Raw genomic sequence first — 22643 nt, 5'->3', positions numbered from 1 at the left:
TCGTCCGATCAGTTCGCGTGCAGGGCGGCGTTGAGCTCGACGGTCTGACCCTCGCGGGCCACCGCCTGCACGGCGCCGGTCAGGGAGTTGCGACGGAACAGCAGGTTCGGGACCCCGGAGAGGTCACGGGCCTTGACGATGTGCAGCTCGCTGGTGCTGGTGCTGGTGCCGGCACCCTGCTTGCTCTGCTGCTTCTTCTCGCCGACGACCTCGACCTTCGTGCCGGCGGTGAGGTACAGGCCCGCCTCGACCACGCTGTCGTCACCGAGCGCGATGCCGATGCCTGCCTCGGCGCCCACGAGGGCGCGCTTGCCGATGCGCACGCGCTCGGTGCCGCCGCCGGAGAGGGTGCCCATGGTGGAGGCGCCGCCGCCCACGTCGGACCCGTCCTCGACGATGACGCCCTGGGAGATGCGGCCCTCGACCATCGAGGTGCCCAGCGTGCCGGCGTTGAAGTTCACGAAGCCCTCGTGCATGACGGTGGTGCCCTCGGCGAGGTGGGCGCCCAGGCGCACCCGGTCCGCATCGCCGATGCGCACCCCGGAGGGCAGGACGTAGTCGACCATGCGCGGGAACTTGTCGACGCTGAACACGGTGGGGGTGCGGCCGGCGGCGATCAGGCGCAGACGGGTCTCCTCGAAGCCGACCACGGCGCACGGGCCCTCGGAGGTCCACACGACGTTGGTGAGCTTCGCGAAGAGCCCGTCGAGGTTCTGGACGTTGGGCTGCACGAGACGATGGGAGAGCAGGTGCAGGCGCAGGTAGGCATCGGGGGCGTCCTCCGGGGCGGAGGCGAGGTCGATCGTGCGCACCACGACCTCCTGGGTGGTGGCGCGCAGGTCGTCGGCGCGGGCGGAGACGGCCAGCTGCGCGTGGAGCGGCTCGGACTCCGGGTCGCTAGGGGCCTTCCCGAGATGCGGGGCGGGGTACCAGGTGTCCAGCGTGGAGCCGTCGGCGGCGAGCGTGGCTAGGCCGATGCCCCAGGCGTGGGTGGCGGGAGAGGGCGTCGTCGAGGTCATGGGGTCAGTTTACGAAGCACGAGCGGGGGAATGCCCGTTCTGCCCTACGGTCAGCGGGGAACAGCACATCGTGGGTGCGGCCCGGGATGAGACGCGGGCCGGGTGGGGCCGCTCTCTCCCCGGGATCGCGGACTGTCCGGAACGGCTCGGATCAGCCGTCGTCCTGGCCGGTGGGCTCACCTGCGGTCGACCGATGCGGGACAGCCGCCCAGAGGACCTGGTAGTGGAAGGCGGCGTCCTCGGAGTCCGGGTCGCCGGGGATCTCGACTCCCTGCCCATCGCGGTTGAGCGTGTTGTAGTCCGCGAGCGTGGTCTGGATGAGCGAGTTCAACTCCCTCGCCTGCTTCACCGAGAGGCGGAGATCCGTCGTGTAGAGCGAGGTGAGGTCCTCGCCGCCCGGAGCCGCGGACTGCCGGGCGATCTCGGCGCTCCAGGCCGAACGCATCCGCTCGAAGGCCGCGAGAGACGTGGCTCCCGAGGCGGCGAGATAGTCGGCATCGGTGCTGTGCGGATCGTTGGCCGAGCGCTTGCCGTCGTGGAAGTGGAACGAGCTCTGGGTCAGCTTCCACACCCGGTCCCGACGGTCCCGTGCTGCTTCGGGAGCCTCCTCGATCACTCCACCGCGGGCCAAAATGCGCAGGTGGTAGCTCACCGAGTTCGCCGGGACGGAGAGGTCTGCGGCGATATCCGCCGCACGGGCGGTCCCGTGGCGGCCCACTCGCTCGACGATGTCCAGGCGCAGGGGATGGGCGAGCGCTCGCAGCTGCTCCTGGCTGGCATGTCGTGGGGGAGTGGTCGCGTCGTCGTCCGGGGTGGTGCTGCTCATGGGATGAGTGTACGGAGATCGGCGATGCGTGCACCATTCGATGCGCACGGGATGCTGCGCACGGATTCCTGCACGATATCGAGTTCGCGCCATCTGATGCGCACTATGTGTTGCGCATGATGTGTTGCTGGACTACGGTTCTCGACATGACGACCATCGCCCCCGCTCCTCAGCCCTTGCGGCGCAACGCCGAATACCGCCGCTGGCTGCTCGGCGACATCAGCCTCTCCCTCGGCACCGGGATCGGCACGTTCGCCTTCCCGCTCGTGACCTACGCCGTGACCGGCTCGCTGGGAGCGACGGGCCTGGTGGGCATGATCCAGGGGATCGGCGGCCTGCTGGGGATGATCCCCGGCGGGCTGCTCGCCGACCGCTTCGGCAGGCGCCGCCTGCGCCTCCTGGCCGGAACGACCGGCGCGATCCTGCAGGCCGTTCTGATCGCGGTGCTCCTGGCGGGCTGGGGGAGCGTCGCGGTGCTCGCGACGATCGCGTTCCTGGATCGATTCCGCGCCGCCCTGCTGGGCGCCGCCTCGGACGCGATGCTCAAGCAGCTGGTCCCGCCGGCCCAGCTGGCGCGTGCCGCCGCCGTCAACGAAGGTCGCGACGCCGCGGTCGAGATGGCCTCCGGCCCGCTCGGCGGGTTGCTCGTCGGCCTCGCCGTGGTGTTCCCTCCGCTCGCCCAGCTGCTGGGGAATCTCGGTTCCGTGCTCGCCACCTGGACGATGCGCGGCCACTATCTCCCGCGCGTCGAGGATTCCGCGCCCACCAGGATCCGGGACGATCTGCGCGAGGCCGTGGCCTGGACCCTCTCGCAACGCGTGCGGCTGCAGCTGCTCGGCGTGGCCACGCTGGTGAACCTGGGCATGAACGGCATCCTGCTGACGGTGCTGCTGCACCTCACGGCGAGCGGGATTCCGACCGGACGCATCGGCCTGCTGAACACGGTGCTGGCGGCATCGATCCTGCTCGGAGCCGTCCTTGCGCCGCGCCTGGTGGATCGGGTGTCCACCGGAGTGCTGGTGACGGTTCCGATCCTGCTCATGACGGCGGCCGGAGTGTTCATCCCGTTCGCGCCGGGACTGCTGGCGATCGCCGCGGCCTATGTGGTGATGGGGATCGGTCTCGCCCCGCTGAACGCCGCTGCGCAGGGCTTCTTCATGCACATCACCCCGGTCTCCATGCAGGGACGGATCGGTGCGCTGATGGGGATGGTCGCGATGGGGCTCATGCCGCTCGCCCCGGCTCTCGCCGGGTGGGGGCTCGAGCTGGCCGGTCCACGTCCCACCATGCTTCTCTTCGCCGTCATCATCGGGCTCGGTGCCCTCGTGGTGTTCGTCGGGAAGGACCTGCGCCGCGTCCCGGTCGCCTCACGATGGGAGTCCTATGCCCGTGAGCACGGGCTGGCCGCGGAGGACCGAGAGCCTGCGGAGGACTGAGAGCCGGCGGAGGACTGGGAGCCTGCGGAGGACTGGGGGCTCGCGGAGGATCGGGCCCCAGTGCCGGGTGCGGGGACTGCTCGGTGGGGGCGGGGGCTCATGACTCCGCGAGCCCGGTGTCGTCGAGCAGGTCCGGGTCCTGCTCTGCGTCCAGCTCCGCGCCCTGGGCGCCGAACCACTCCGCGGCGCGGGCCCGGCGCACGATCTGCTCGAGCCGTCGGCCGCGCAGCTGCACCGCGATCACGGCCAGGAGCAGGGCGAGCACCCCGCCGCCCAGCAGCCACAGGGCGAGCGTGGTGGCGTCGGAGTCGGCGTCGCTGAGCAGCGTGATCAGGAGGATGGCGGCGCCCACGCAGATCGCGATGATCCCGCTCGCGACGAGGACGGCGGGGCCCACCCCGCGCAGGAGAGCGGGTCCCACGGAGCCGCCCTGCAGCGGTCGGCGCAGCGGGAGGCCGCGACCCAGCTGACCGGGCCGGGAGACCGCCCAGTCCAGCAGCAGGCTGTCGCGCCGGCGGGTCGCGACAGCGCCCACCACGGCCGCCGCGATCAGGCACAGCCCGGTGCCCACGAGGAGCGGGACGAGGCCGGCGGGCAGGGCGTCACGGCTCATTCCGGCGCCGTACTCGGTGCGCAGGGCCGCGACCGCGAAGAAGGCCAGGGCGCCGAGCGCCAGGAGCGTCTCGAGGATCCGCAGGGGGAGCTGCCGTGCGGTGCGCTCCGCTCGGGATGCGGAGTCCAGCTCGTCGGCGTGCGGATCGGCGCCCTCCTCGAGCACCACTCGGCGCTCATCGGCCAGATGTTCCACGAAGTCCTCGCCCCGCCCCTCGGCGCGCAGGGAGGGCGCGTACCGGGCACGCTGGGTCGTGGTCAGCCATGCCGTCATGACGATCGCATCGGCCCGCGCACGCTCCGTGGGCAGCTGGCTCGAGCTCGCGATCGCCCGGATCCGTGCAGCGTGCTTCCCGCCGAACGGGCCCGCGGGAACGGCAGGAGCACCGTGCTGGAGGTGCTTCGGCGGCGGCAGCGGGATGTTCGTCATGCCACATATTCTCCCAGACAGGGACCGTCCAGGAGCGGATCTGCTCGCGCCATACTGGTCCAATGACCGCCGCCACCGACCCCGCCCGCACCGTCGCCGTGATCGGTGCCGGTCCGCGGGGGACAGCGATCATCGAGCGCCTGGTCGCGGCCTCCCATCGGGAGGACTGGCACGGCGGGCTCACCGTGCACCTCATCGATCCCTACGTCGGCCGCGGCGGCGCCGTCTGGCGGCACGACCAGCCCGACGTGCTGCTGATGAACACCACCACCTGCCAGACCACGATGTATCCCGATGCCTCCTGCCACCCGCTGGTGCCCGCGCCGCGCACCGAGACCCTGGCCGATCATCTCGCCGCGGAGGGCCTCGGCCCGAGCGACTTCGCCTCCCGCGCGGCCCACGGCCGCTATCTCGCCCACGTGCTGGCGACCGCCGAGGCCGACGCCGACCCCGCTCGCCTGCGGATCGTGCAGCACGCCGCCGAGGCCGTCGACGTCACCGGACCGGCCGACGGGATCCAGCGGGTGCGGCTGGACGACGGGCGCGTGCTGCGCGCCGACGCCGTCGCGCTCGCCCTGGGCCACCTGCCCACCGCGCTGGGGCCCCGCTCCCAGCAGCTCGCGGATGCCGCCGAGCGCCACGGCCTGGTGCACCTCGCGCCCGCCAACCCCCTGGACGTGGACTACGCCGCTCTGCTGGGCCGGGAGACGGTCGCCGTGCAGGGGATGGGACTGAACTTCTACGACGCGGTCGGCATGCTCACCGCCGTCGCCGGCGGCCGGTTCGTCCCCGATGACACGACGCCGTCGGGCCTGCGCTACCTCCCGGGCGGGCAGGAACCGGTGCTGATCGTCGGCTCGCGCTCCGGCATGGTCTACCGGCCCAAGCCCGACCTCGGGGCGGAGGTGCCCGCGCCCTACACGCCGCAGATCCTCACCGGTGAGCGGGTGCTCGAGATCGCGGTGCGCTCCGCCGGCGTGGACCACGAACGCGACGTCATGCCGCTCATGCTCGCCGAGCTGCGGCGCGCGCTGGACGAGGCGGGCCACAGCGAGCTCGCCACCGACGACGCCCTGCTGCACCTGCTGTTCCCCTTCGGCCGGCGCGGCGGGGGCAGCGCCGATCCGCACCGGCACACGCGCGACGTGCTGCGGCGGGCTCTGGACGATGCGACGCGGCCGGACCCTGCCTGGCTGCTCGTGTACCGGGTGCTGATCGCCCTGCGCGTCCAGGTCAACCGCCTGGTCGACCTCGGCGCTTACACCACGGAATCGGTGCGCGGCGACATCGACAAGCACCTGCGCAACGCCTTCGCCTCCTGGGCCTCGGGGCCTCCGGTGCTGCGAGCCCGGCAGGTGCTCGCCCTCGAGGAGACCGGGCTGGTCCGGTTCGCCGGCCCGCGGATGCACCTGGACATCGATGACGAGGCGGGGCGCTTCGTGGTGCGCTCGGCCGACGGGGAGACCACGCTGTGCGACGGCGTGCTCGAGGCCCACCTGCCGCCGGTGGACCTGCCCGCCTATCGCAGCCCGCTCCTAGGCGCCTGGCGCGAGCGCGGCGAGGTCCAGAAGGACTCCTGGGCCTCCCGCGGCAGCCGGCGCCGGATGCTCACCGGGTCGATCGCGGTGGACGGACTGTACGCGCCCGTCGGCCTCGACGACACCGTCTACGAGCGTCGGCTCCTGGTGGGCGTGCCCGTGAGCACCGCGCAGCCCGGCTCGGCGATCAGCGCGGAGCCGGGAACGTCCGCCCAGCTCCTGCGCCATGCCGAGGCGGTCGCCCTGCGGCTCGCCCGTGCCGGAGGGGCGCTGGGCGCGGACTGAGCCCCACCTTCCCGAAGCCCGCGCTCGCGAGACCCGCGACCGGTGGGGCACACCCGGAGGGGTGCGACGGAGGGGTGCAACCGGAGGGGCGAAACGGGAGGGGCGCAACGGGAGGGGCACAATGGCCGCATGCACAACAGCGTCGCCCCTGCCCTGGACCCCCACGCCGACATCGTCGAGCTCACCGCCGCGATCGTCGACATCGAATCCGTCTCCGGGAACGAGGGGGCGCTCGCCGACGCGGTCGAGGCCGCGCTGCGTGAGCACGCGGACCATCTCGAGGTGATCCGCGACGGCGACACCGTCATCGCCCGCACCGATCGCGGCCTCGAGCGCCGCGTGCTGCTGGCCGGTCACCTGGACACCGTCCCCGTCGCCGACAACCTCCCCTCCTCCCGCCGCACCCGCGACGGCCGCGAGGAGCTCGTGGGGCGCGGGACGTGCGACATGAAGGGCGGCGACGCGGTGTTCCTCAAGCTCGCCGTGGAGGCCGACGCCGCCCCGGTGGACCTCACCTGGATCTTCTACGACCACGAGGAGGTCGCCGCGGCGGACAACTCCCTGACCCGCATCGCCGCCGAGCATCCCGAGCATCTCGAGGCGGACTTCGCGATCCTCGGCGAGCCCACCTCGGCGGGCGTCGAGGGCGGCTGCAAGGGCACCATGAAGCTCGAGGTCACCGCCCGTGGGACCGCCGCGCATTCGGCGCGGGACTGGGTGGGGGACAACGCGATCCACCACCTCGCCCCCGTGCTCGAGCGGCTCGCGGCCTACGAGGCGCGCCGCGCCGTGATCGACGGCCTCGAGTACCGCGAGTGCCTCAACGCCGTCGCGATCTCCGGGGGCATCGCCGGGAACGTCATCCCCGATCTCGCCCGCATGACCCTGAACTACCGCTTCGCCCCGGACACCACCCCGGAGCAGGCCGAGGCGCATGTGCGCGAGGTGCTCACCGGACTCGACCTCGACATCGTGGTCACCGACTCCGCCGCGGGCGCCCTGCCCGGCCTCGGCGACGACGCGGCCCGCGAGTTCCTCGCCGCCCTCGGCGACGTGCCCGTCTCCGCCAAGCAGGGCTGGACCGACGTGGCCCGCTTCTCGGCGCTCGGGACCCCGGCGGTGAACTACGGGCCCGGCGACCCGCTGCTCGCCCACACCGATGACGAGCACGTGCCGCTCGAGGATCTCCGGGTGGCGCTCGCCGCGCTGCGTCGGTGGCTGGGTGTGACCGCACGGTGAGCGGACAGCGCGCGAACGGTCGCGACGCTGCCAGCGGCTCCGGCCCCGCCACCGGTTCCGGACCCTCGACGGAGATCTCCGACTCCGGCCTGCGGCGCAGCATCAGCCTGCCGCAGCTGCTCGCCTACGGCCTCGTGTTCATCGGCCCGGCGGCCGCCGTGGGGGTCTGGGGCACGCTGGACGCGAAGTCCGGCGGCGTGGTGCCGGTGGTCTATCTGGTCGCCACGCTCGTGATGGCCCTGACCGCCTCGAGCTACGCGCTGATGTCCGCCGCGGTGCCGCGTGCCGGCAGCGTCTTCGCCTACGCCTCCGAGGGCATCAGCCGCTCTGTGGGGCATATGGGCGGCTGGATGATGCTCCTGGACTACCTGCTGATCCCGTCGGTCGCCTATCTCTTCAGCGGCATCGCCCTGCACTCGCTGTTCCCGCAGATCCCGGTCTGGGTGCTGGTGCTGGTCGCGGTCGTCGTCTCCACGGGACTCAACCTCGCCGGGGTCACCGTCACCGCGTGGGTCTCGACCGTGGTCGTGCTGGTGGAGGTGGTCGTGCTCGCTGCGGTCGTCGTCGCCGGGACCGTGGTGCTCGCGACCAGCGGGCCGGTGCGCGGCTGGCTGGATCCCTTCACCGGGGGAACGGCCGGGCTCGATCCGCGGCTCGTGCTCGGCGCCGTGAGCGTCGCCGTGCTGTCCTACCTCGGCTTCGACGCCCTCGCGACCTTCGCGGAGGAGACCCGCGGCCGGGTCTCGATCGTGGGCCGGGCGACGCTGATCTGCCTGATCGTCGCCGGTTCGCTGTTCATGATCCAGACCTACCTCGGCGCCCTGCTCTCCCCGGTGACCACGGCCGAGCTGCAGGCCGACCCCTCCCTCCAGGGCGATGCCTACTACGCGATGGTCGACTCCTCGATCTCCCCGCTGCTGCACTGGCTGCTCGCGCTCGCGAAGGCGATCGGCGCGATCTTCAGCGCCCTCGTGGGCCAGGCGGCCGCGAGCCGCATCATCTGGGACATGGGCCGCTCCGGGTCCCTCCCGTCCATCTTCTCCCGGGTCTCGGCCCGCACCGGGGTGCCGATCGTCGGCCTGCTCGTGGCCGCCACCGGCAACGTCCTGATCGCCGTGTGGGCCGCGAGCCGGGGCGACGGGCTGGACATCGTGTCCTCGATGGTCGACGTCGGCGCGATCACCGGATTCGTGCTCGTGCACGCCTCGGTGATCGGCTACTTCGTGGTGCGACGCCGCGGTGGCCCGGTGCGCCCGCTGCGTCACGTCATCGTTCCCATCGTCGGCGCCGGACTGCTGATCGCCGTGCTCACCGCCTCGAGCCCTCTCGCGCTGATCGTGGGGGCGATCTGGGCGGTGCTCGGCGCGGTGGTGCTGCTGCTGCGCCGCCGCCGGATCGCCGCGGCAGCGGTTACGCTCGCCCCATGACTCCCGAGGAACGAGAACGGCACCGCAAAGGGCCCGTGACCCTGCGCGGCACCCAGCGCCCCACCCGCACCACGGACCAGCGGCTGCTGGAGGAGAACGCACCCGGTGAGTGGGTGCATTCGGACCCGTGGCGGGTGATGCGCATCCAGTCGGAGTTCGTGGAGGGCTTCGGGGCCCTCGCCGAGCTGGGGCCGGCCATCTCGATCTTCGGCTCCGCGAGGCTGCGCGAGGACGACCCGTCCTACCAGTGCGCGCTCGAGATCGCCCGGGGCGTCGTGGATCTCGGCTACGCCGTGATCACCGGCGGAGGCCCCGGCATCATGGAGGCGGGAAACCGGGGCGCCCAGGAGGCGGGCGGGATCTCCGTGGGCCTCGGGATCGAGCTGCCCCATGAACAGGGGATGAACGAGTATGTCGACCTCGGCGTCGACTTCCGGTACTTCTTCGCCCGCAAGACGATGTTCGTGAAGTACTCCAGCGGCTTCGTGGTGATGCCCGGCGGCTTCGGCACCTTCGACGAGCTGTTCGAGGCGCTGTGCCTCATGCAGACCCACAAGATCGACATGTTCCCCGTGGTGCTCGTGGGCCGCGCCTACTGGCAGGGCCTGATCGACTGGCTGACCAGCGCTGTTCTCGACGGTGGCACGATCAACCCCGGCGACATCGACCTGCTGCGCGTGGTCGACACCGCGCAGGAAGCTCTCGACGTGCTGCGCGACGCGGCTCGGAGATGACCGCAGCCACCCCCATCGTGCTGCTGCTCCTGCTGGTCGCAGCGGTGGTCGCCGTGCTCATGGTGCTGCTCGCGACAGGCCGGATCGGGGCCGGAATCGAGGCTCCGCGGAGGCGTCGGCGGGCAAGGCGCTCGATCCGGTCGAAGAACCTGAGATAATAGCCACCGTACGCGCGCTGCCGGAGGCCCCGTCCGGGGGAGCCACTCTGGGCAGCGACACCATCAAGGAGGCACGCCATGGCTGCTATGAAGCCGCGCACCGGGGACGGTCCGCTCGAGGTCGTGGAAGAGGGACGCAGCATCATCATGCGGGTTCCGCTCGAGGGAGGCGGCCGTCTGGTCGTCGAGATCGCCGCGTCGGAAGCCGTGGAGCTTCGTGACGCCCTGCAGGGCGTCATCCCGTCCTGACAGCCGGGCCAGGCCGCCGTCGACAGCCCCGCACCTACCAGGTGCGGGGCTGTCGTCGTCCGTGCTGGGCCAGCTGGGTGGCCCGATCCCATCAGGTCCGATCTGAACAGCCGTGTTCCATCAGGCCCGAAATGATCAGGTCGCGTCGGTCCCCGTCCGAGCTGATCGCCTCAGACCGGACGACAACGGCTCAGACTGGAGGGCGGCCGCTCAGGCCGAGACGGGACGCAGGACCGCGGCGAGCACTCCGTCGCCGCTGCCCGCGAGCGCGGGCACCAGGTCCTCGGAGTCGGCGACGGCCTTGAGCAGGGCGCGCACGGAACGGGTGTCCGCATCACGCGCGGCCGGATCCGCGACCCGGTCGTGGAACAGCGCGTGGGGGATCACCAGGACGCCGCCCGGGCGCAGCAGCCGACGGGCATGGGCGAGCAGATCCAGCGCGTGCGGGGCCTGCGCGGGGAAGCTCACCAGGTCATAGGCGTGATCGGTGAGGCGACCGACGACATCGCGAGGGTTGCCCGCGATCGTGCGCACCCGCGGTGAACGGATCTTCGCCTCGGTGAACGACTGACGCGCCGCCCGCTGGTTCTCCACCTCGGGGTCGATCGTGGTCAGCACGCCGTCCGGATGCATACCGGAGAGCAGATAGAGGGAGCCGACGCCGCTGCCGGTGCCGATCTCGACGGCCGACTTCGCCTGCACGGCCGCGGCGAGCACGCGCATCAGCGCACCGGCCCCGGGGAGCACGGGAGTCGCTCCGAGCTCGTTGCCCCTCTCCCTGGCACGGGCGAGGACGCCGTCGTCGGCGAAGAGGATCGCCTCGTCGACGAACTCCTCACCATGGGCCCAGCTGGCCACCTTTCCCGACGACATGACTGCATCCTTTCCGTGGGCCCGTACGATCTGGCCCAGACTATGTCAGGAACCTGGCGAGGCTGGGAACCCGCAGCCGTGTGCGATGCCATAATGGCACTGCATACCAGCGGACGACACGTACAGGTGGGACATGGGCGGCACCGGATTCATGGGACTCGGCGGGTGGGAGTTCGTCATTCTCATCATCGTGTTCCTCGTGATCGTCGGCCCGCAGCGGCTCCCGGACGTCACGCGCCAGCTCGTGCAGTGGGTCCGTCAGGCGCGTCGCTGGGTCGATGATTCCCGGGCGACCGTCGAGGACGAGATGGGCATCGCCATGGAGGATCTCAAGAAGTACGATCCTCGCCAGTACGATCCCCGTCGCATCATCCGTGAAGCCTGGGGCGACACGGACATCGAGGAGCTGCTGCCCAGCAAGGAGTCGCTCTCCGTCGCCGCCGGGGCCGGAGCGGCAGGTGCGGCGTCGAAGTCCAAGTCCAAGTCCTCCAAGGGCTCGAAGGATGACGGCCCCAAGCGGGCCCCCTTCGACCCCGAGGCCACCTGAGCCTCAGCACCCTGCACCCTGCACCCTGCACCCAGCACCCAGCACTCAGGACCCGGCCCTCTGCACCACCCGGCAGTCAGCACCTCGTGCCTGCACCGGGTGACCCCGCGTGCGGCGTGATGCTCAGTGCCGCGCCACGGTCAGCGGCAGCTTCATCCCCTCCAGGCCGCGCGGCTTGCGCACCAGCGCCCGGGCGACGCCCTTGAGCGCCATCGACGTGGGGGAGTCCGGGGAGGAGAGCACCAGCGGGATCCCCTGATCGGCGCCCTCGCGCAGAGCAGGATCCAGGCCGATACGGCCCAGCACGGGCACGTCATGACCGACTGCCCCCGCCAGGGTCTCGGCGACCCGGTCGCCGCCACCGGAGCCGAAGACGTCCATCACCGTGCCGTCGGGCAGGGTGAGGCCGGCCATGTTCTCGACCACCCCGGCGATCTCCTGCTCCGTGGAGCTCGCGAGCGAGCCGACCCGCTCCGCGACCGAGGCGGCGGACTGCTGCGGAGTGGTCACCACGACCATCTGGGCCCCGGGCAGCAGCTGCGCGACCGAGATCGCCACATCGCCGGTGCCCGGCGGCAGGTCCAGCAGCAGCACGTCCAGGTCACCCCAGAACACGTCGGAGGCGAACTGCTCGATCGCCCGATGCATCTTCGGGCCGCGCCACACTACGGCCTGGCCCTCCGGCACGAACATCCCGATGCTCATGACGGCCACGCCGTGCGCCTCGGGCGGCATCAGCAGATCGGAGACCTTGGTGGGCTGGTCGGTGATGCCGAACATGCCGGGCATCGAGAAACCGTGGATGTCGGCGTCGATGACCCCGACCCGCATCCCGTCGGCGGCCATCGCGGCGGCGAGGTTCGCGGTCACCGTCGACTTGCCGACACCGCCCTTGCCGGAGGAGATCGCGTAGATCCGGGTGAGCGAACCGGGCTGGTTGAAGGGGATCTGGCGGCGCCCCTGGCGCAGCCGGTCCGTGAGCTCGCGCCGCTGCTCCTCGGTCATGGCGCTCGTGCTCACCTCGACCCGGCTGAGCCCGGGGACCGTCGCGGTCGCCTCGGCGGTGTCCCGCTCGATGCGATCGCGCATGGGGCAGCCCTCGATGGTGAGCAGCACCTGCACGCGGGCGATGCCCTCGTCATCCACGGTCACCGAGTCGACCATCCCGAGCTCGGTGATGGGCCGATGGATCTCGGGGTCGATCACCCCGGCCAGCGCCTCATGGATCTGGGCGACACGGTCGTCGGCGGGCACGGAATCAGCGGTGGTCACAGAGTGTTCTGCTCCTTCGGGAGTTCGATCGGGAGGCCGGCGGTGCCGGAACTGTCGGAGGCGTCGGAAGAGCCGGTGCGTTCGCGCTCGCTCAGCACGGCATCGATCTCCTCACGCAGGATGGTGCGCAGCGAGTCCGCGTCCAGCGGGCCAGCGGCGCCGCGGTCCCCCCGGGAGCCGCGCCCGCCGACCGCGTTGCGGCCCTCGGTCCCCGACTGGTCCGCTTCGAGGTCCTCGAGCAGATCGCGCAGCTCGCCGCGCACGAAGTCGCGCGTGGCGACGTCGTTGAGCGCGAGACGCAGCGAGGCGATCTCGCGGGTGATGAAGTCCGTGGTCGCATGGTTGCGATCGTTGGACTGGCGGTCCTGCTCGGCCTGCACCCGGTCGCGGTCGTCCTGGCGGTTCTGCGCGAGCAGCAGCAGGGGCGCGGCGTAGGAGGCCTGCAGGGACAGGATCAGCGTGAGCAGGGTGAAGTTCAGCGCGCGCGGATCGAACTGCGCGGAGACCGGGGCCAGGGAGTTCCAGGTCAGCCAGATCGCGCAGAACAGCGTCATCCCGACCAGGAAGGCCGGGGTGCCCATCATGCGGGCGAACCCTTCGGCGCCGCGGCCGAAGGCATCTCCGCGGAACGGGTTGCGCAGGAGGGCGGTGCGGCGGGGCGACGGATCATCGAGCGGTGCAGGGTTGTGCTCGGCCATCATCAGCCCTCCTTCGCGGTATCACGGGCGGTGGCCCGGGCGATCTCGGACAGGTCGATCTGTCCGGTGGTGGGAACGGGTTCGTCCTGCTCGCGCCAGTCATCGGGGAGCATGTGGTCCAGCACGTCATCGACGGTGACCGCCCCCAGCAGGCGGCCCTCCTCGTCGATCACCGGGATCGAGACGAGGTTGTAGGTGGCCATCTCGCGGGTCACCGCGGACAGCGGTGCGGTGGGGCGGACGGCGACCTTGTCGTTGTCGAGGATCTCGCCCACGGGCCGGTCGGGACGCTCCCGCAGCAGCTGCTGGAAATGGACGATGCCCAGCAGCTTCCCGCTCGGGGTCTCCAGCGGGGAGCGGCACACGTGCACGGTCGAGGCCAGGGCGGCGTGCAGCGCCTCTCGGCTGATCATGGCCAGGCAGTGCGCGACCGGGGTCTCCGGGGCCACGATGAGCGGTTCCGTGGTCATCATGCCGCCGGCGGTGTACTCGTCATAGGCCAGGAGCCGACGGACGTCCTCGGCCTCCTCCGGCTCCATGAGGTTCAGCAGCTGGGAGGCGACCTGCTCGGGAAGCTCCTGGACGAGGTCCGCGGCGTCGTCGGGGTCCATCGCGTCGAGGATGTCCGCCGCACGGGTGGCGTCCAGCCCGGTGACGACCTCGACCCGGATGTCCTCGGGCAGCTCCTCGAGCACGTTCGCCAGGCGCTCGTCGGCCAGCTCCCCGGCCAGTTCGATGCGGCGCTTCGCGTCGAGCTCCTGGAGGATCTCGGCGAGGTCGGCGGGGTTGAGGTCCTGGTAGGACGCGGCCAGCAGATGCGCGGACTGCTCCTCCTGGGTGCCGTAGAGGCCGGTGACCTCGTTCAGCTCCACCGTGAGTGTCTCGCCGCGGGACACGAGACGGCTCAAGGAGCTGCCACGGCGAGGGCGCCGGAGGTGCAGCCGGGAGACCTCCCAGTCCTTGTGCCGGTTCTGGTCCAGCGCGATGTCCAGCACCGTCGCCCCGCCGGTGCCGTCGGTCAGGGTCACCGCACGATCGAGCAGGTCGCCCACCACCAGGAGCTCACCGGAGCGCTTCTCGAAACGGCGCACGTTGAGCACCCCGGTGGAGATCACCTGGCCCGGGGAGATGGCGGTGACACGGGTGATCGGGAGGAACACGCGTCGCTTGCCGGCGACCTCGACCACGAGGCCGACGGCGCGCGCCGCGCCGCGCGACTGCGGGAGCACGACGATGTCCCGCACCCGTGCGACGGCATCCCCGAGGGGATCGAAGACGGTGGTGCCGACCAGACGTGCCGCGTAGAAGCGCGGCGGCGACGTGGTGCTCACCGCCGGAGCTCTGCGATCCAGCGCTCGACGTCCTCGACCCGGCGCGGGGCGGCGGCGGAGAGGTTCTCCACGCCGTCCTCGGTCACCAGGACGTCGTCCTCGATACGCACGCCGATGCCCCGCAGCTCCTCGGGGACCAGCAGGTCGTTCTCCTTGAAGTACAGCCCCGGCTCGATGGTGAAGACCATGCCGGGCTCGAGCTCGGCGTCGAGGTACATCTCGCGGCGGGCCTGGGCGCAGTCGTGCACGTCCATGCCCAGGTGGTGGCTGGTGCCATGGGGCATCCAGCGACGGTGCCACTGGCCCTCGGGGGAGAGCGACTCCGCGGCGGTGCCGGGCAGCAGGTCCCACTCCTCGAGGCGGGCGGCGAGGACCGTCATCGCCGCGGTGTGCAGATCACGGAAGTGCAGACCCGGGCGGGCGACGGCGAAGGCGGCGTCGGCGGCCTCGAGCACGGCCTCGTAGACTCTGCGCTGGACGGGGGAGAAGCTCCCCGAGACCGGGAGGGTACGGGTGACGTCCGCCGTGTACAGCGAATCGATCTCGACGCCGGCGTCGATCAGCACCAGCTCGTCCCCGCGCACCGCCCCGGTGTTGCGGGTCCAGTGCAGGGTGCAGGCGTGGTCGCCGGCGGCGGCGATGGTGTCATAGCCGACGCCGTTGCCCTCGGCGCGCGCGGCGGCCGCGAAGACGCCCTCGATGACGCGCTCGCCGCGTTCATGGCCGACGGCCTCGGGCAGGCGGGTGATGACGTCCTCGAAGCCGCGGATGGTCGCATCGACCGCCGCGCGCATCTGGCGCACCTCGTACTCGTCCTTGACCAGCCGCAGCTCGCTCGCGGCTTCCTTCAGACGGTCGAACTCCGCCGTGGCGTCGGCTCCGTCGGTGAGGCCGTTCTGGGTGCGGATCTCCTGGACCATCGCCTCGACGGCGGCATCGACCGAGGGCATGACCGACAGCGACAGCTGGGCCCCGACGTCCTTGGCGAGATGGTCGCGCAGCTCGTCGATGTGGCGCACCTCGATGCCCAGACGCTGGGAGGCCTCGGCGACGGTGGGGCGCCGCCCCACCCACATCTCGCCGTAGCGGGAATCGGCGTAGAACTCCGAGGTGTCGAAACCGGCGCGCGGGCGGAAGAAGTACGTCGCCACCGCACGCTCGGGATCCTCGGCCGACGGCTCGACGACGAGCACGCTGTCGGGCTCCTCGTCGGTGCCGAGCCCCGTGAAGTAGGCGAAGGCCGTCTCCGGGCGGAAGGGGTAGTCGGTGTCGTTCGAACGGACCTTCAGCACACCGGCGGGCAGCACCAGCCGGGTCGCGGGCAGACGGCGCACCAGGGCATCGCGGCGCGCGGGCGTGAAATCCGCGGCCTCGCGGCGCTCCGCATCAGGGACCGTCTCGTCCCACCCGGAGGAGATGAACTCACGGAAGGCCTCGTTGGTGGGTCGCTGGCTGCGGGTGTCACCGCGGCTCGCGAGGTCCTTCGTGTCGTCCGTGCGATCTGTGCTGGTTTCGATGCTCTCGGTGCTCACCCCCCGATGGTCTCATGACGCGGACTACGCTGGGCGTATGAGTGAGCGGTCCAACCAGCCCCGCGCGGCGCGCATCGACCTGCATGCCCACACGTCCTGGTCCGACGGCACCTGCGATGTGCGGGAGCTCTTCTCCCGTGCGCGGAAGGCTGATCTGGATGTCCTCGCCCTCACCGACCACGACACGGTCGCCGGGTGGCAGGAGCTGCCCGCCGCGGTCGCCGCGAGCGGCGTCGCCGCGGTGCCGGGCATCGAGGTCTCTGCGGAGCACGGGAGTCTGAGCATCCATGTCCTGGCCCTCCTGGTGGATCCGTCGCCGGAGACCGAGCTGGCCGCCGAGATGGCCCGGGCCCGCGCCTCCCGCGTCGATCGTGCCCGTGCGATGGTCGAACTGATCTCCCAGGACTATCCGATCACCTGGGACGACGTGCGAGCGCAGGCCGCCGGGGAGTCGACCGTGATCGGACGGCCCCATATCGCCGACGCCCTCGTCGCCTATGGAACCGTCCCGGACCGCTCCGCCGCGTTCCAGGAGATCCTCAAGCCGTCCGGGCCCTATTACGTGCCGTACTACGCGCCGTCACCGGTCGCCGCGGTGCGAGCGATCCGGAATGCCGGGGGAGTGGCGATCGTGGCCCATCCCGGCTCCGTGACCCGTGATGCGGACCTGCCCGTGGAGCTGCTGGAGGAGCTGGTGGAAGCGGGTCTCGCGGGCGTCGAGGTCGACCACCGGGAGCACGATGAGGCAGAACGCGCGCGGCTGCGGGACTTCGCGGCCGCCCACGACCTCCTGATCACCGGCGGCAGCGATTATCATGGCGCGGGAAAACCCAACCGGCTCGGAGAGAACCTCACGCAGCCGGACGTCCTGGACGCGATCACCCGCCGCGCCACGAGCAGCACCGAGGTCATACGCTAAGTGAACCTGGTCGACCTGAGCTTCCTCACGGGAGTGTTCGTCACCCTCTTCGTCATCATCGATCCCCCGGGCACCGTCCCGATCTTCCTCTCCCTGACCAGCACCATGACCGCGAAGCAGCGGTCCCGTGCGGCTCTCGTCGCCGTCGCGGTGGCGATGCTGATCATCACTGTGTTCGCGGTGTTCGGGCGCTTCATCCTCGACTACATGCACATCTCGCTGCCGGCGCTGCAGTTCTCCGGCGGCCTGCTGCTGCTGATCGTCGCGCTCCAGCTGCTCGCCGGCAAGGAGGGCGAGATGGCGGCGAGCGACGGGGTGAACGTGGCCCTGGTGCCGCTGGGCACTCCGCTGCTGGGCGGTCCGGGAGCGATCGTGGCCGTCATGCTCTTCGTGCAGCAGACGGGCGGTGAGGCCCCGCGGATCATCTCGCTCGCGATCGCCATGGTGGCCCTCGCGCTGTCGATGTACCTCGCGATGCGTTTCGCGGGGGTGATCGCCCGGGTGCTGGGTGACGGCGGCGTCACACTCGTCACCCGGATCTCCGGCGTGCTGCTGGCGGCGATCAGCACGCAGATGATCTTCGACGCGATCCGGTCGTTCCTGGTCGCGTGGGGCGTCATCGCCGACTGATCCTCGCGAGTCGGCTGATGCCCGCGAGCCGGGTGATTCCCGCGAGTCAGCCGGCGCCCGCGAGGAGCTGCGCAGGCTGGAACAGGACGACGGCCCTGCCGCGAGCTGGTGCTCGCTGCAGGGCCGTCGTGATGTCCGGGTGGGTCAGGCGTCGGAACCGGAGCTCTGCGCCTGCTGGCCCTCGCCGCCGCGGCTGCGACTGCGGCCTCCGCGGGAACGACGCCGACGAGTACGGTCCTCGCCGCTTCCCTCGGACGGCTTCTCGCTCCGGGGGCCGGAGCTGCTGGCCGGTGCGCTGCTCGATGCGGAGCTGGTGGCCGGTGCGCTGCTGGGCGCGGAGTCGCCCGAGCCGGCCACGACATCACCGTTCACCCGGCGGGTGCGCGAGCGGGTGCGACGGGGACGATCGCTCGTGCCGTCGGCCGCCTGCTCACGAGGTGCCCGGTCCTCACGAGGCGCCCGGTCCTCACGAGGTGCCCGGTCCTCACGCGGCGCGGAGCTGCGTTCGCCGCGCCCGCCCTCGCGGCCACCACGGCCGCCGTCACGTCCACCACGGCCGCCGTCGCGGCCTCCACGGCCCCCGTCACGTCCACCGCGTCCGCCGTCACGTCCGCCACGGCCGCTGTCGCGGCCACCGCGTCCGCTCTCGGGACCGCCGAGATCCTCGAGCGTCTCGGCCTCGAGACCGTCGCGGGTGCGCTTGTTCTTGGGCAGGGTGCCCTTGGCCTCGGTGGGGATGTCGAGCTCGGCGAAGAGGTGATCCGACGTCGAGTACGTCTCGACCGCTTCGGCAGAATCCAGCCCCAGCTGACGGGCGATGAGCCCCCAGCGCGCCAGGTCCTCCCAGTCGACGAAGGTCACCGCAGTGCCCTTCTTGCCCGCGCGGCCCGTACGGCCGGTGCGGTGCAGGTAGGTCTTGTCGTCGTCCGGGCAGTTCCAGTTCACGACGTGGGTCACGTCGGTGACATCGATGCCGCGGGCGGCGACGTCGGTCGCGACCAGCACGTCGATCTTGCCGTTGCGGAACGCGCGCAGGGCCTGCTCGCGGGCGCCCTGGCCGAGGTCGCCGTGCAGCGGGGCGGCGGCGAAGCCACGATCGGCGAGATCGCCGGCCACCCGGTCCGCCTGGCGCTTCGTGCGCATGAAGATGATCGTCAGGCCTCGCCCACGAGCCTGCAGGATCCGGGCCATGACCTCGATCTTGTCGAGCTGGTGCGCACGGTAGACGACCTGCTTGATGTCGGCCTTGGTGCGCGCACCGTCATCGGGGTCCTGGGCACGGATGTGCGTGGGACGGTTCATGAAGCGACGGGCCAGGGCCATGATCGGGCCGGGCATCGTCGCGGAGAAGAGCATGGTCTGGCGCGTGGTGGGCACAGCCTGCAGGAGCTTCTCGATGTCCTCGAGGAAGCCGAGGTCGAGCATCTCGTCGGCCTCGTCGAGCACCGCGGTGCGCACCTGGGACAGGTCCAGGTACTTCTGGCGCATGAGGTCGATCAGACGACCCGGGGTGCCGACGACCACCTCGACGCCGCGCTCGAGCGCCTCGATCTGGGGCTCGTAGGCGCGACCGCCGTAGACGGTGAGGATGCGCACCGGCCGCTTGGCCGACGCGGCGATGAGATCCTCGGCCACCTGCACCGCGAGCTCGCGCGTGGGCAGCACGATGAGGGCCTGCGGCTTGCCGATGGGTCGGTCGTCCGGGTTGTCCTCGCCGGGGGCGATCGCCGCCTGCAGCAGGGGGATGCCGAAGCCGAGGGTCTTGCCGGTGCCCGTCTTCGCCTGGCCGATGATGTCGCGACCGCGCAGGGCGATCGGCAGGGTCATCGACTGGATCGGGAAGGGATGGATGATCCCCTTCGCCGCGAGGGCATCGACGATGTCGGAGCGGACGTCGAAGTCCGCGAAGGTCTGCTGAGGCTCGACGGCGACAGGAGCCTCGTTCGTGTTCGGGGTGCCGGAGCTCAGCTCGACGGCGGGGGAGGCCGACACGGCCTCATCGATGTGCGGGATGGATTCAGGCACCATTCAACTCTCTGGTCATGGGTAAGCACTGCCATGGTAGCCCCCGGGGCCGCCGTGCATCCGTCATCAGCCCTCGCCGGCGTCGCTGACCTCGGGGAGCGGACTGACCGGATCCGTCGGGGTGACGCGTTCCTCGTCCGGCAGGCCCTTGCCCGGCTCGACCTCCTGGTCCTCGGGGATCGGGGCCTCGGGCGTCTCGGCGCCGTCGGGGACCTCGAGCTCCGGGACCTCCGTGGGCATCTGGGTGCGTTGGATGGATACCGAGACGAGGCCCAGGCCGCCCATGACGATGTCGTCGTACGCGACGAGGCGCCGGGTGTCCTTGTCGAAGTAGAGCATCCTGGCGGTGAGGTCGAGCGGGGCGTCACCCTTCAGCACGGGCAGCACGCCGCCTGAGGCGAGCGCGCCGCCGGTGGAGCCGACGGTGAACCAGTCCGTGCCCGAGCCATCCCGGTCCAGCTCCACCTTCGAGGTGTGCATGTGGCCCGAGAGCACCATCGGCACGCGACCCTCGAGTCCCTGGGGCTGCGTCGGATCATGCATCAGGGCGAGGTCGACCGGAGCATCGGGGTGCGCCTCGTCGTAGGCAGTGATGGTGTCCCCGAGCTGGAATCCGCTCGCGGCCATCGCCTCGGTGCCCTCGCGCCAGCCGCCGGCGTCGGAGTCGTCGTCCGCGGCGAAGCGGGGATCGCCGATCCCGGCGATCCGCAGGCCGGCGACCTCGACGACCTCGTTGTCCACGACGGTCGCATTGGGCTGCTCGGCGATCTTCGCCGCGGACGCCGCACCGTCGTGGTTGCCGCTGACGTAGACATAGGGGATCCCGAGCCCGCCGATCACGCTCAGCTGCTGGGTCTCCACCGGGGTGCCCCAGGAGACGATGTCGCCGGTGTCGATGACCATGTCGATCGCGAACTGCGTGTGCAGCTGTTCGATGACGTCGTAGGCCTGGGGGTTGTCGTGGATGTCGGAGACATGGAGGACCGAGATCAGGTTGTCCTCGTCGAGTCCCACGGGCAGGGAGTCCGCGGCGATGTACAGGGCGGAGACCTGACCCACGAACTCCGCGAGGGTGCTGCGATAGTTCTGGTAGTCGGCGGCCGTGGCCTGGCCGATGTCTGCGATGTAGGTCGCCTGCGAGAGCAGGCCGTCGAACTTCGGCTGGTACAGCGAATCGGGTCGGAACGTCACGGAGGTCATCGCGACCGAGACGCCCACCAGCGCCACGGCGCTGCCGCCGGCGATGAGCGCACGCCGCACCCGACGGAAGGTGAGGCCGACGATGAGACCGGCGCCGGCGGCCGCGAACAGGGCGTTCAGGACGGCATTGAGGGCGGCCGCGCGGATGATCGCCTCCGGCGCGGTGCGGGTGAGCTCGGTGAAGCCCGTGCTGGAGTAGAAGAGCGCCTCGGCCTTGGCGATGTCGACGCCCTGCACACGCGCCTCGATGCGCACGGGGGCCGTGTGGGTGTCGAAGGAGACCTCGCCGACCGGCGGCAGCAGGAGCACGGTCTCCGAGGTCAGCGACGGGCGCAGGTGCACGCTCGCGGTCAGCGGGCCGATGTCGACCCGGGTCGCGGGGACCAGCATGAGGCCCACGATCGCTCCCAGCAGGGCCACGACCGTCGTGGTCGAGACGTGCAGGGCTCGGAGGGTGCGCACCCGGCGACGGCGATGCCGCGCCGCGGCCTCCGCTGCCGTTTCCGGGTCAGCGGCGGTGTCCTCCGACGTCGGGACGGCAGGATCCGTGCCTGTGGGGGATTCTGCGCCCCCAGGAGTACCCGCCGAGCCCGCCGATCCCGACGGACCGTTCCCCGTTGACGACGAGGTCATGGATGCTCAGCCGAGGAAGCCGACGCGGCGGGGCTCCTCGGTGGAGAGCTCCGCGTACGCGACCTTGGCGCCGGGGACGAGCACGGTGCGGCCCTTGTCGTCGACCAGGGTGACGGGGGAGCCCTCGGCGACGGCGGTGTTCAGACGCTCGAGCAGTTCCTCCGCCTTCTCCGTGGACTCGATGACGATCTCGCGGGGCGAGTGCTGGATGCCGATGCGGATCTCCATGGCGATGTCCTTCCCTCCGCCTCTGAGGCGGGGACGTCCGATGCTGAATGTCAGAAAGCCTACCCGGCGGATCAGGACGAGGCGGGGGCGTCCGCTCCCAGCGCAGAGCCGGTGGCCGCCGTGCCCTCCCGAGGCGTGAAACCGGCCAGTCCGTGCACCATGAAGGTGGACATGACCTCGAGGATCTCCTCGCGCTCGACATCATCCTGCGCGTCGTGCAGCAGCAGCGCCGTGGTCTGGGTGGCGGCGATGAGCCCCCGTCCGATGATCCTCGACTGCGCCGTGCTCATCTCGCGGAATGCCGTGAGCACCTCGGCCAGGTCGATCGCCATCTGGTCGAGCACCGCGCTCGCCCGCTCCTGCACCTCGTCGGAGATCGACTCGTTGCCGGTGAACAGCCTCAAGGCGTTCTGGACGGAGATCAGCTCGTAGAAACGGGTGATCCCGTAGCGCACCCGCTGCGTGGTGTCGCCCTCGAAGGCGCCGATCTCCCTCACCTCCGCCAGGAGGCCCACGGCGATGATGTCGATGACTTCCAGGTACAGCGTGACCTTCGAGTCGAAGTGCTGGTAGAGAACGGGCTTGGTGACCCCGGCGGCCGCCGCGATGTCGTCCATCGACGTGCCGTGATAGCCCTTCCGGGTGAACACCTGTGTGGCGAGCTCCAGGAGCTGGGTGCGACGCTGGGCGCGAGGCATCCGTGTGGTGGGTGACGGAGACATGCTCATCGACCTCCGGAGGGGATGACGGGGTCCGAGTGATGCGTGACACTCTACCGCCCCGTCACCGCCCGCCGGGACGG

General features: G+C 71.1%; 22 protein-coding genes. 10 read left to right on the top strand and 12 right to left on the bottom strand.

Annotation, left to right across the window (positions count from 1 at the left end):
- Positions 1–8 precede the first annotated feature (8 nt).
- Together dapD and ACT3T5_RS11425 are read right to left on the bottom strand one after the other, a co-directional pair.
- Complete coding sequence (dapD, locus tag ACT3T5_RS11430; RefSeq protein WP_444594382.1) at positions 9–1019, bottom strand: 2,3,4,5-tetrahydropyridine-2,6-dicarboxylate N-succinyltransferase; 1011 nt, start codon at positions 1017–1019, stop codon at positions 9–11.
- A gap of 151 nt (positions 1020–1170) precedes the next feature.
- Entirely contained in the window at positions 1171–1845 is a 675-nt protein-coding gene (locus ACT3T5_RS11425) for a winged helix-turn-helix domain-containing protein (RefSeq protein ID WP_444594381.1), read from the bottom strand.
- A gap of 146 nt (positions 1846–1991) precedes the next feature.
- Between ACT3T5_RS11425 and ACT3T5_RS11420 the strand changes: the two genes are divergently transcribed.
- The gene (locus ACT3T5_RS11420; RefSeq protein WP_444594380.1) at positions 1992–3281 is read left to right on the top strand and encodes an MFS transporter; all 1290 of its coding nucleotides are present in this window, start codon (positions 1992–1994) and stop codon (positions 3279–3281) included.
- Between the two features lie 97 nt (positions 3282–3378).
- Here the strand turns inward: ACT3T5_RS11420 and ACT3T5_RS11415 are convergent, their stop codons facing one another.
- Positions 3379–4323: a hypothetical protein gene (locus ACT3T5_RS11415; RefSeq protein ID WP_444594379.1), complete on the bottom strand. Its 945-nt coding sequence runs from the start codon at positions 4321–4323 to the stop codon at positions 3379–3381.
- A gap of 62 nt (positions 4324–4385) precedes the next feature.
- On the opposite strand from ACT3T5_RS11415, the gene ACT3T5_RS11410 reads away from it, so the two are divergent.
- The 6 genes from ACT3T5_RS11410 (at position 4386) to ACT3T5_RS11385 (ending at position 9953) form a co-directional block, all read left to right on the top strand.
- Positions 4386–6146: an FAD/NAD(P)-binding protein gene (locus tag ACT3T5_RS11410; RefSeq protein ID WP_444594378.1), complete on the top strand. Its 1761-nt coding sequence runs from the start codon at positions 4386–4388 to the stop codon at positions 6144–6146.
- 129 nt (positions 6147–6275) lie between these two features.
- The gene (gene dapE / locus ACT3T5_RS11405; protein ID WP_444594377.1) at positions 6276–7385 is read left to right on the top strand and encodes a succinyl-diaminopimelate desuccinylase; all 1110 of its coding nucleotides are present in this window, start codon (positions 6276–6278) and stop codon (positions 7383–7385) included.
- A complete protein-coding gene (locus ACT3T5_RS11400; protein WP_444594376.1) occupies positions 7382–8812 on the top strand; it encodes an APC family permease in 1431 nt (476 codons plus the stop codon). Before dapE ends, ACT3T5_RS11400 begins: the two co-directional genes overlap by 4 nt.
- The gene (locus ACT3T5_RS11395; protein ID WP_444578709.1) at positions 8809–9546 is read left to right on the top strand and encodes an LOG family protein; all 738 of its coding nucleotides are present in this window, start codon (positions 8809–8811) and stop codon (positions 9544–9546) included. Before ACT3T5_RS11400 ends, ACT3T5_RS11395 begins: the two co-directional genes overlap by 4 nt.
- A complete protein-coding gene (locus tag ACT3T5_RS11390; protein ID WP_444594375.1) occupies positions 9543–9704 on the top strand; it encodes a hypothetical protein in 162 nt (53 codons plus the stop codon). Before ACT3T5_RS11395 ends, ACT3T5_RS11390 begins: the two co-directional genes overlap by 4 nt.
- Before the next feature lie 78 nt (positions 9705–9782).
- Complete coding sequence (locus ACT3T5_RS11385) at positions 9783–9953, top strand: DUF3117 domain-containing protein (RefSeq protein ID WP_193116230.1); 171 nt, start codon at positions 9783–9785, stop codon at positions 9951–9953.
- A 210-nt stretch (positions 9954–10163) separates the two neighbouring features.
- Here ACT3T5_RS11385 and ACT3T5_RS11380 read toward each other — a convergent pair whose 3' ends face one another.
- Positions 10164–10826, bottom strand: a complete 663-nt coding sequence (locus ACT3T5_RS11380; RefSeq protein ID WP_444578711.1) for an O-methyltransferase — start codon at positions 10824–10826, stop codon at positions 10164–10166.
- 133 nt (positions 10827–10959) lie between these two features.
- Here ACT3T5_RS11380 and ACT3T5_RS11375 point away from each other — a divergent pair, with 133 nt between their 5' ends.
- Entirely contained in the window at positions 10960–11373 is a 414-nt protein-coding gene (locus tag ACT3T5_RS11375) for a twin-arginine translocase TatA/TatE family subunit (protein WP_444578712.1), read from the top strand.
- 123 nt (positions 11374–11496) lie between these two features.
- Here ACT3T5_RS11375 and ACT3T5_RS11370 read toward each other — a convergent pair whose 3' ends face one another.
- From ACT3T5_RS11370 to ACT3T5_RS11355, 4 genes are read right to left on the bottom strand one after another with little or no spacing between them, the layout of a single operon-like run.
- Complete coding sequence (locus ACT3T5_RS11370; RefSeq protein WP_193116227.1) at positions 11497–12645, bottom strand: Mrp/NBP35 family ATP-binding protein; 1149 nt, start codon at positions 12643–12645, stop codon at positions 11497–11499.
- On the bottom strand, positions 12642–13343 hold the full coding sequence (locus tag ACT3T5_RS11365; protein WP_444594426.1) for a DUF1003 domain-containing protein: 702 nt from the start codon (positions 13341–13343) through the stop codon (positions 12642–12644). The genes ACT3T5_RS11370 and ACT3T5_RS11365 overlap by 4 nt, the downstream gene beginning before the upstream one ends.
- 2 nt (positions 13344–13345) lie before the next feature.
- Positions 13346–14674 carry a magnesium transporter MgtE N-terminal domain-containing protein gene (locus ACT3T5_RS11360; protein ID WP_319021490.1) on the bottom strand — a complete coding sequence of 443 codons (1329 nt, stop codon included), beginning with the start codon at positions 14672–14674 and terminating at the stop codon, positions 13346–13348.
- Positions 14671–16206 (bottom strand): aminopeptidase P family protein, encoded by a 1536-nt coding sequence (locus tag ACT3T5_RS11355; protein ID WP_193116226.1) that lies wholly within the window; start codon positions 16204–16206, stop codon positions 14671–14673. The genes ACT3T5_RS11360 and ACT3T5_RS11355 overlap by 4 nt, the downstream gene beginning before the upstream one ends.
- Before the next feature lie 37 nt (positions 16207–16243).
- Between ACT3T5_RS11355 and ACT3T5_RS11350 the strand changes: the two genes are divergently transcribed.
- The gene (locus ACT3T5_RS11350) at positions 16244–17125 is read left to right on the top strand and encodes a PHP domain-containing protein (RefSeq protein WP_444594374.1); all 882 of its coding nucleotides are present in this window, start codon (positions 16244–16246) and stop codon (positions 17123–17125) included.
- Positions 17126–17755 carry a MarC family protein gene (locus ACT3T5_RS11345; protein WP_444578715.1) on the top strand — a complete coding sequence of 210 codons (630 nt, stop codon included), beginning with the start codon at positions 17126–17128 and terminating at the stop codon, positions 17753–17755.
- A 144-nt stretch (positions 17756–17899) separates the two neighbouring features.
- Here the strand turns inward: ACT3T5_RS11345 and ACT3T5_RS11340 are convergent, their stop codons facing one another.
- The 4 genes from ACT3T5_RS11340 to ACT3T5_RS11325 form a co-directional block, all read right to left on the bottom strand.
- The gene (locus tag ACT3T5_RS11340) at positions 17900–19780 is read right to left on the bottom strand and encodes a DEAD/DEAH box helicase (protein ID WP_444594373.1); all 1881 of its coding nucleotides are present in this window, start codon (positions 19778–19780) and stop codon (positions 17900–17902) included.
- Between the two features lie 66 nt (positions 19781–19846).
- Positions 19847–21442 (bottom strand): metallophosphoesterase family protein, encoded by a 1596-nt coding sequence (locus tag ACT3T5_RS11335; RefSeq protein ID WP_444594372.1) that lies wholly within the window; start codon positions 21440–21442, stop codon positions 19847–19849.
- Positions 21443–21619: 177 nt separating this feature from the next.
- Positions 21620–21841 carry a DUF3107 domain-containing protein gene (locus ACT3T5_RS11330; RefSeq protein WP_193116221.1) on the bottom strand — a complete coding sequence of 74 codons (222 nt, stop codon included), beginning with the start codon at positions 21839–21841 and terminating at the stop codon, positions 21620–21622.
- 71 nt (positions 21842–21912) lie between these two features.
- Positions 21913–22563 carry a TetR/AcrR family transcriptional regulator gene (locus tag ACT3T5_RS11325; protein ID WP_193116220.1) on the bottom strand — a complete coding sequence of 217 codons (651 nt, stop codon included), beginning with the start codon at positions 22561–22563 and terminating at the stop codon, positions 21913–21915.
- Positions 22564–22643: the final 80 nt, after the last annotated feature.

The sequence above is a fragment of the Brachybacterium sp. AOP3-A1-3 genome (assembly GCF_052378285.1).
In the GTDB taxonomy this organism is placed as follows: Bacteria; Actinomycetota; Actinomycetes; order Actinomycetales; family Dermabacteraceae; genus Brachybacterium.
The sequence above is the reverse complement of the archived record's forward strand: the minus strand, read 5'-3'. Positions and strand labels throughout refer to the sequence as shown.

Bases quoted from the DNA above. Each gene is read 5' to 3' on its own strand.
- ACT3T5_RS11390 (WP_444594375.1), top strand. From the start codon at position 9,543: ATGACCGCAGCCACCCCCATCGTGCTGCTGCTCCTGCTGGTCGCAGCG.
- ACT3T5_RS11395 (WP_444578709.1), top strand. From the start codon at position 8,809: ATGACTCCCGAGGAACGAGAACGGCACCGCAAAGGGCCCGTGACCCTG.
- dapD (WP_444594382.1), bottom strand. From the start codon at position 1,019: ATGACCTCGACGACGCCCTCTCCCGCCACCCACGCCTGGGGCATCGGC.
- ACT3T5_RS11420 (WP_444594380.1), top strand. From the start codon at position 1,992: ATGACGACCATCGCCCCCGCTCCTCAGCCCTTGCGGCGCAACGCCGAA.
- ACT3T5_RS11380 (WP_444578711.1), bottom strand. From the start codon at position 10,826: ATGTCGTCGGGAAAGGTGGCCAGCTGGGCCCATGGTGAGGAGTTCGTC.
- ACT3T5_RS11325 (WP_193116220.1), bottom strand. From the start codon at position 22,563: ATGTCTCCGTCACCCACCACACGGATGCCTCGCGCCCAGCGTCGCACC.
- ACT3T5_RS11415 (WP_444594379.1), bottom strand. From the start codon at position 4,323: ATGACGAACATCCCGCTGCCGCCGCCGAAGCACCTCCAGCACGGTGCT.
- ACT3T5_RS11385 (WP_193116230.1), top strand. From the start codon at position 9,783: ATGGCTGCTATGAAGCCGCGCACCGGGGACGGTCCGCTCGAGGTCGTG.
- ACT3T5_RS11375 (WP_444578712.1), top strand. From the start codon at position 10,960: ATGGGCGGCACCGGATTCATGGGACTCGGCGGGTGGGAGTTCGTCATT.
- dapE (WP_444594377.1), top strand. From the start codon at position 6,276: ATGCACAACAGCGTCGCCCCTGCCCTGGACCCCCACGCCGACATCGTC.
- ACT3T5_RS11425 (WP_444594381.1), bottom strand. From the start codon at position 1,845: ATGAGCAGCACCACCCCGGACGACGACGCGACCACTCCCCCACGACAT.
- ACT3T5_RS11410 (WP_444594378.1), top strand. From the start codon at position 4,386: ATGACCGCCGCCACCGACCCCGCCCGCACCGTCGCCGTGATCGGTGCC.
- ACT3T5_RS11350 (WP_444594374.1), top strand. From the start codon at position 16,244: ATGAGTGAGCGGTCCAACCAGCCCCGCGCGGCGCGCATCGACCTGCAT.
- ACT3T5_RS11330 (WP_193116221.1), bottom strand. From the start codon at position 21,841: ATGGAGATCCGCATCGGCATCCAGCACTCGCCCCGCGAGATCGTCATC.
- ACT3T5_RS11365 (WP_444594426.1), bottom strand. From the start codon at position 13,343: ATGGCCGAGCACAACCCTGCACCGCTCGATGATCCGTCGCCCCGCCGC.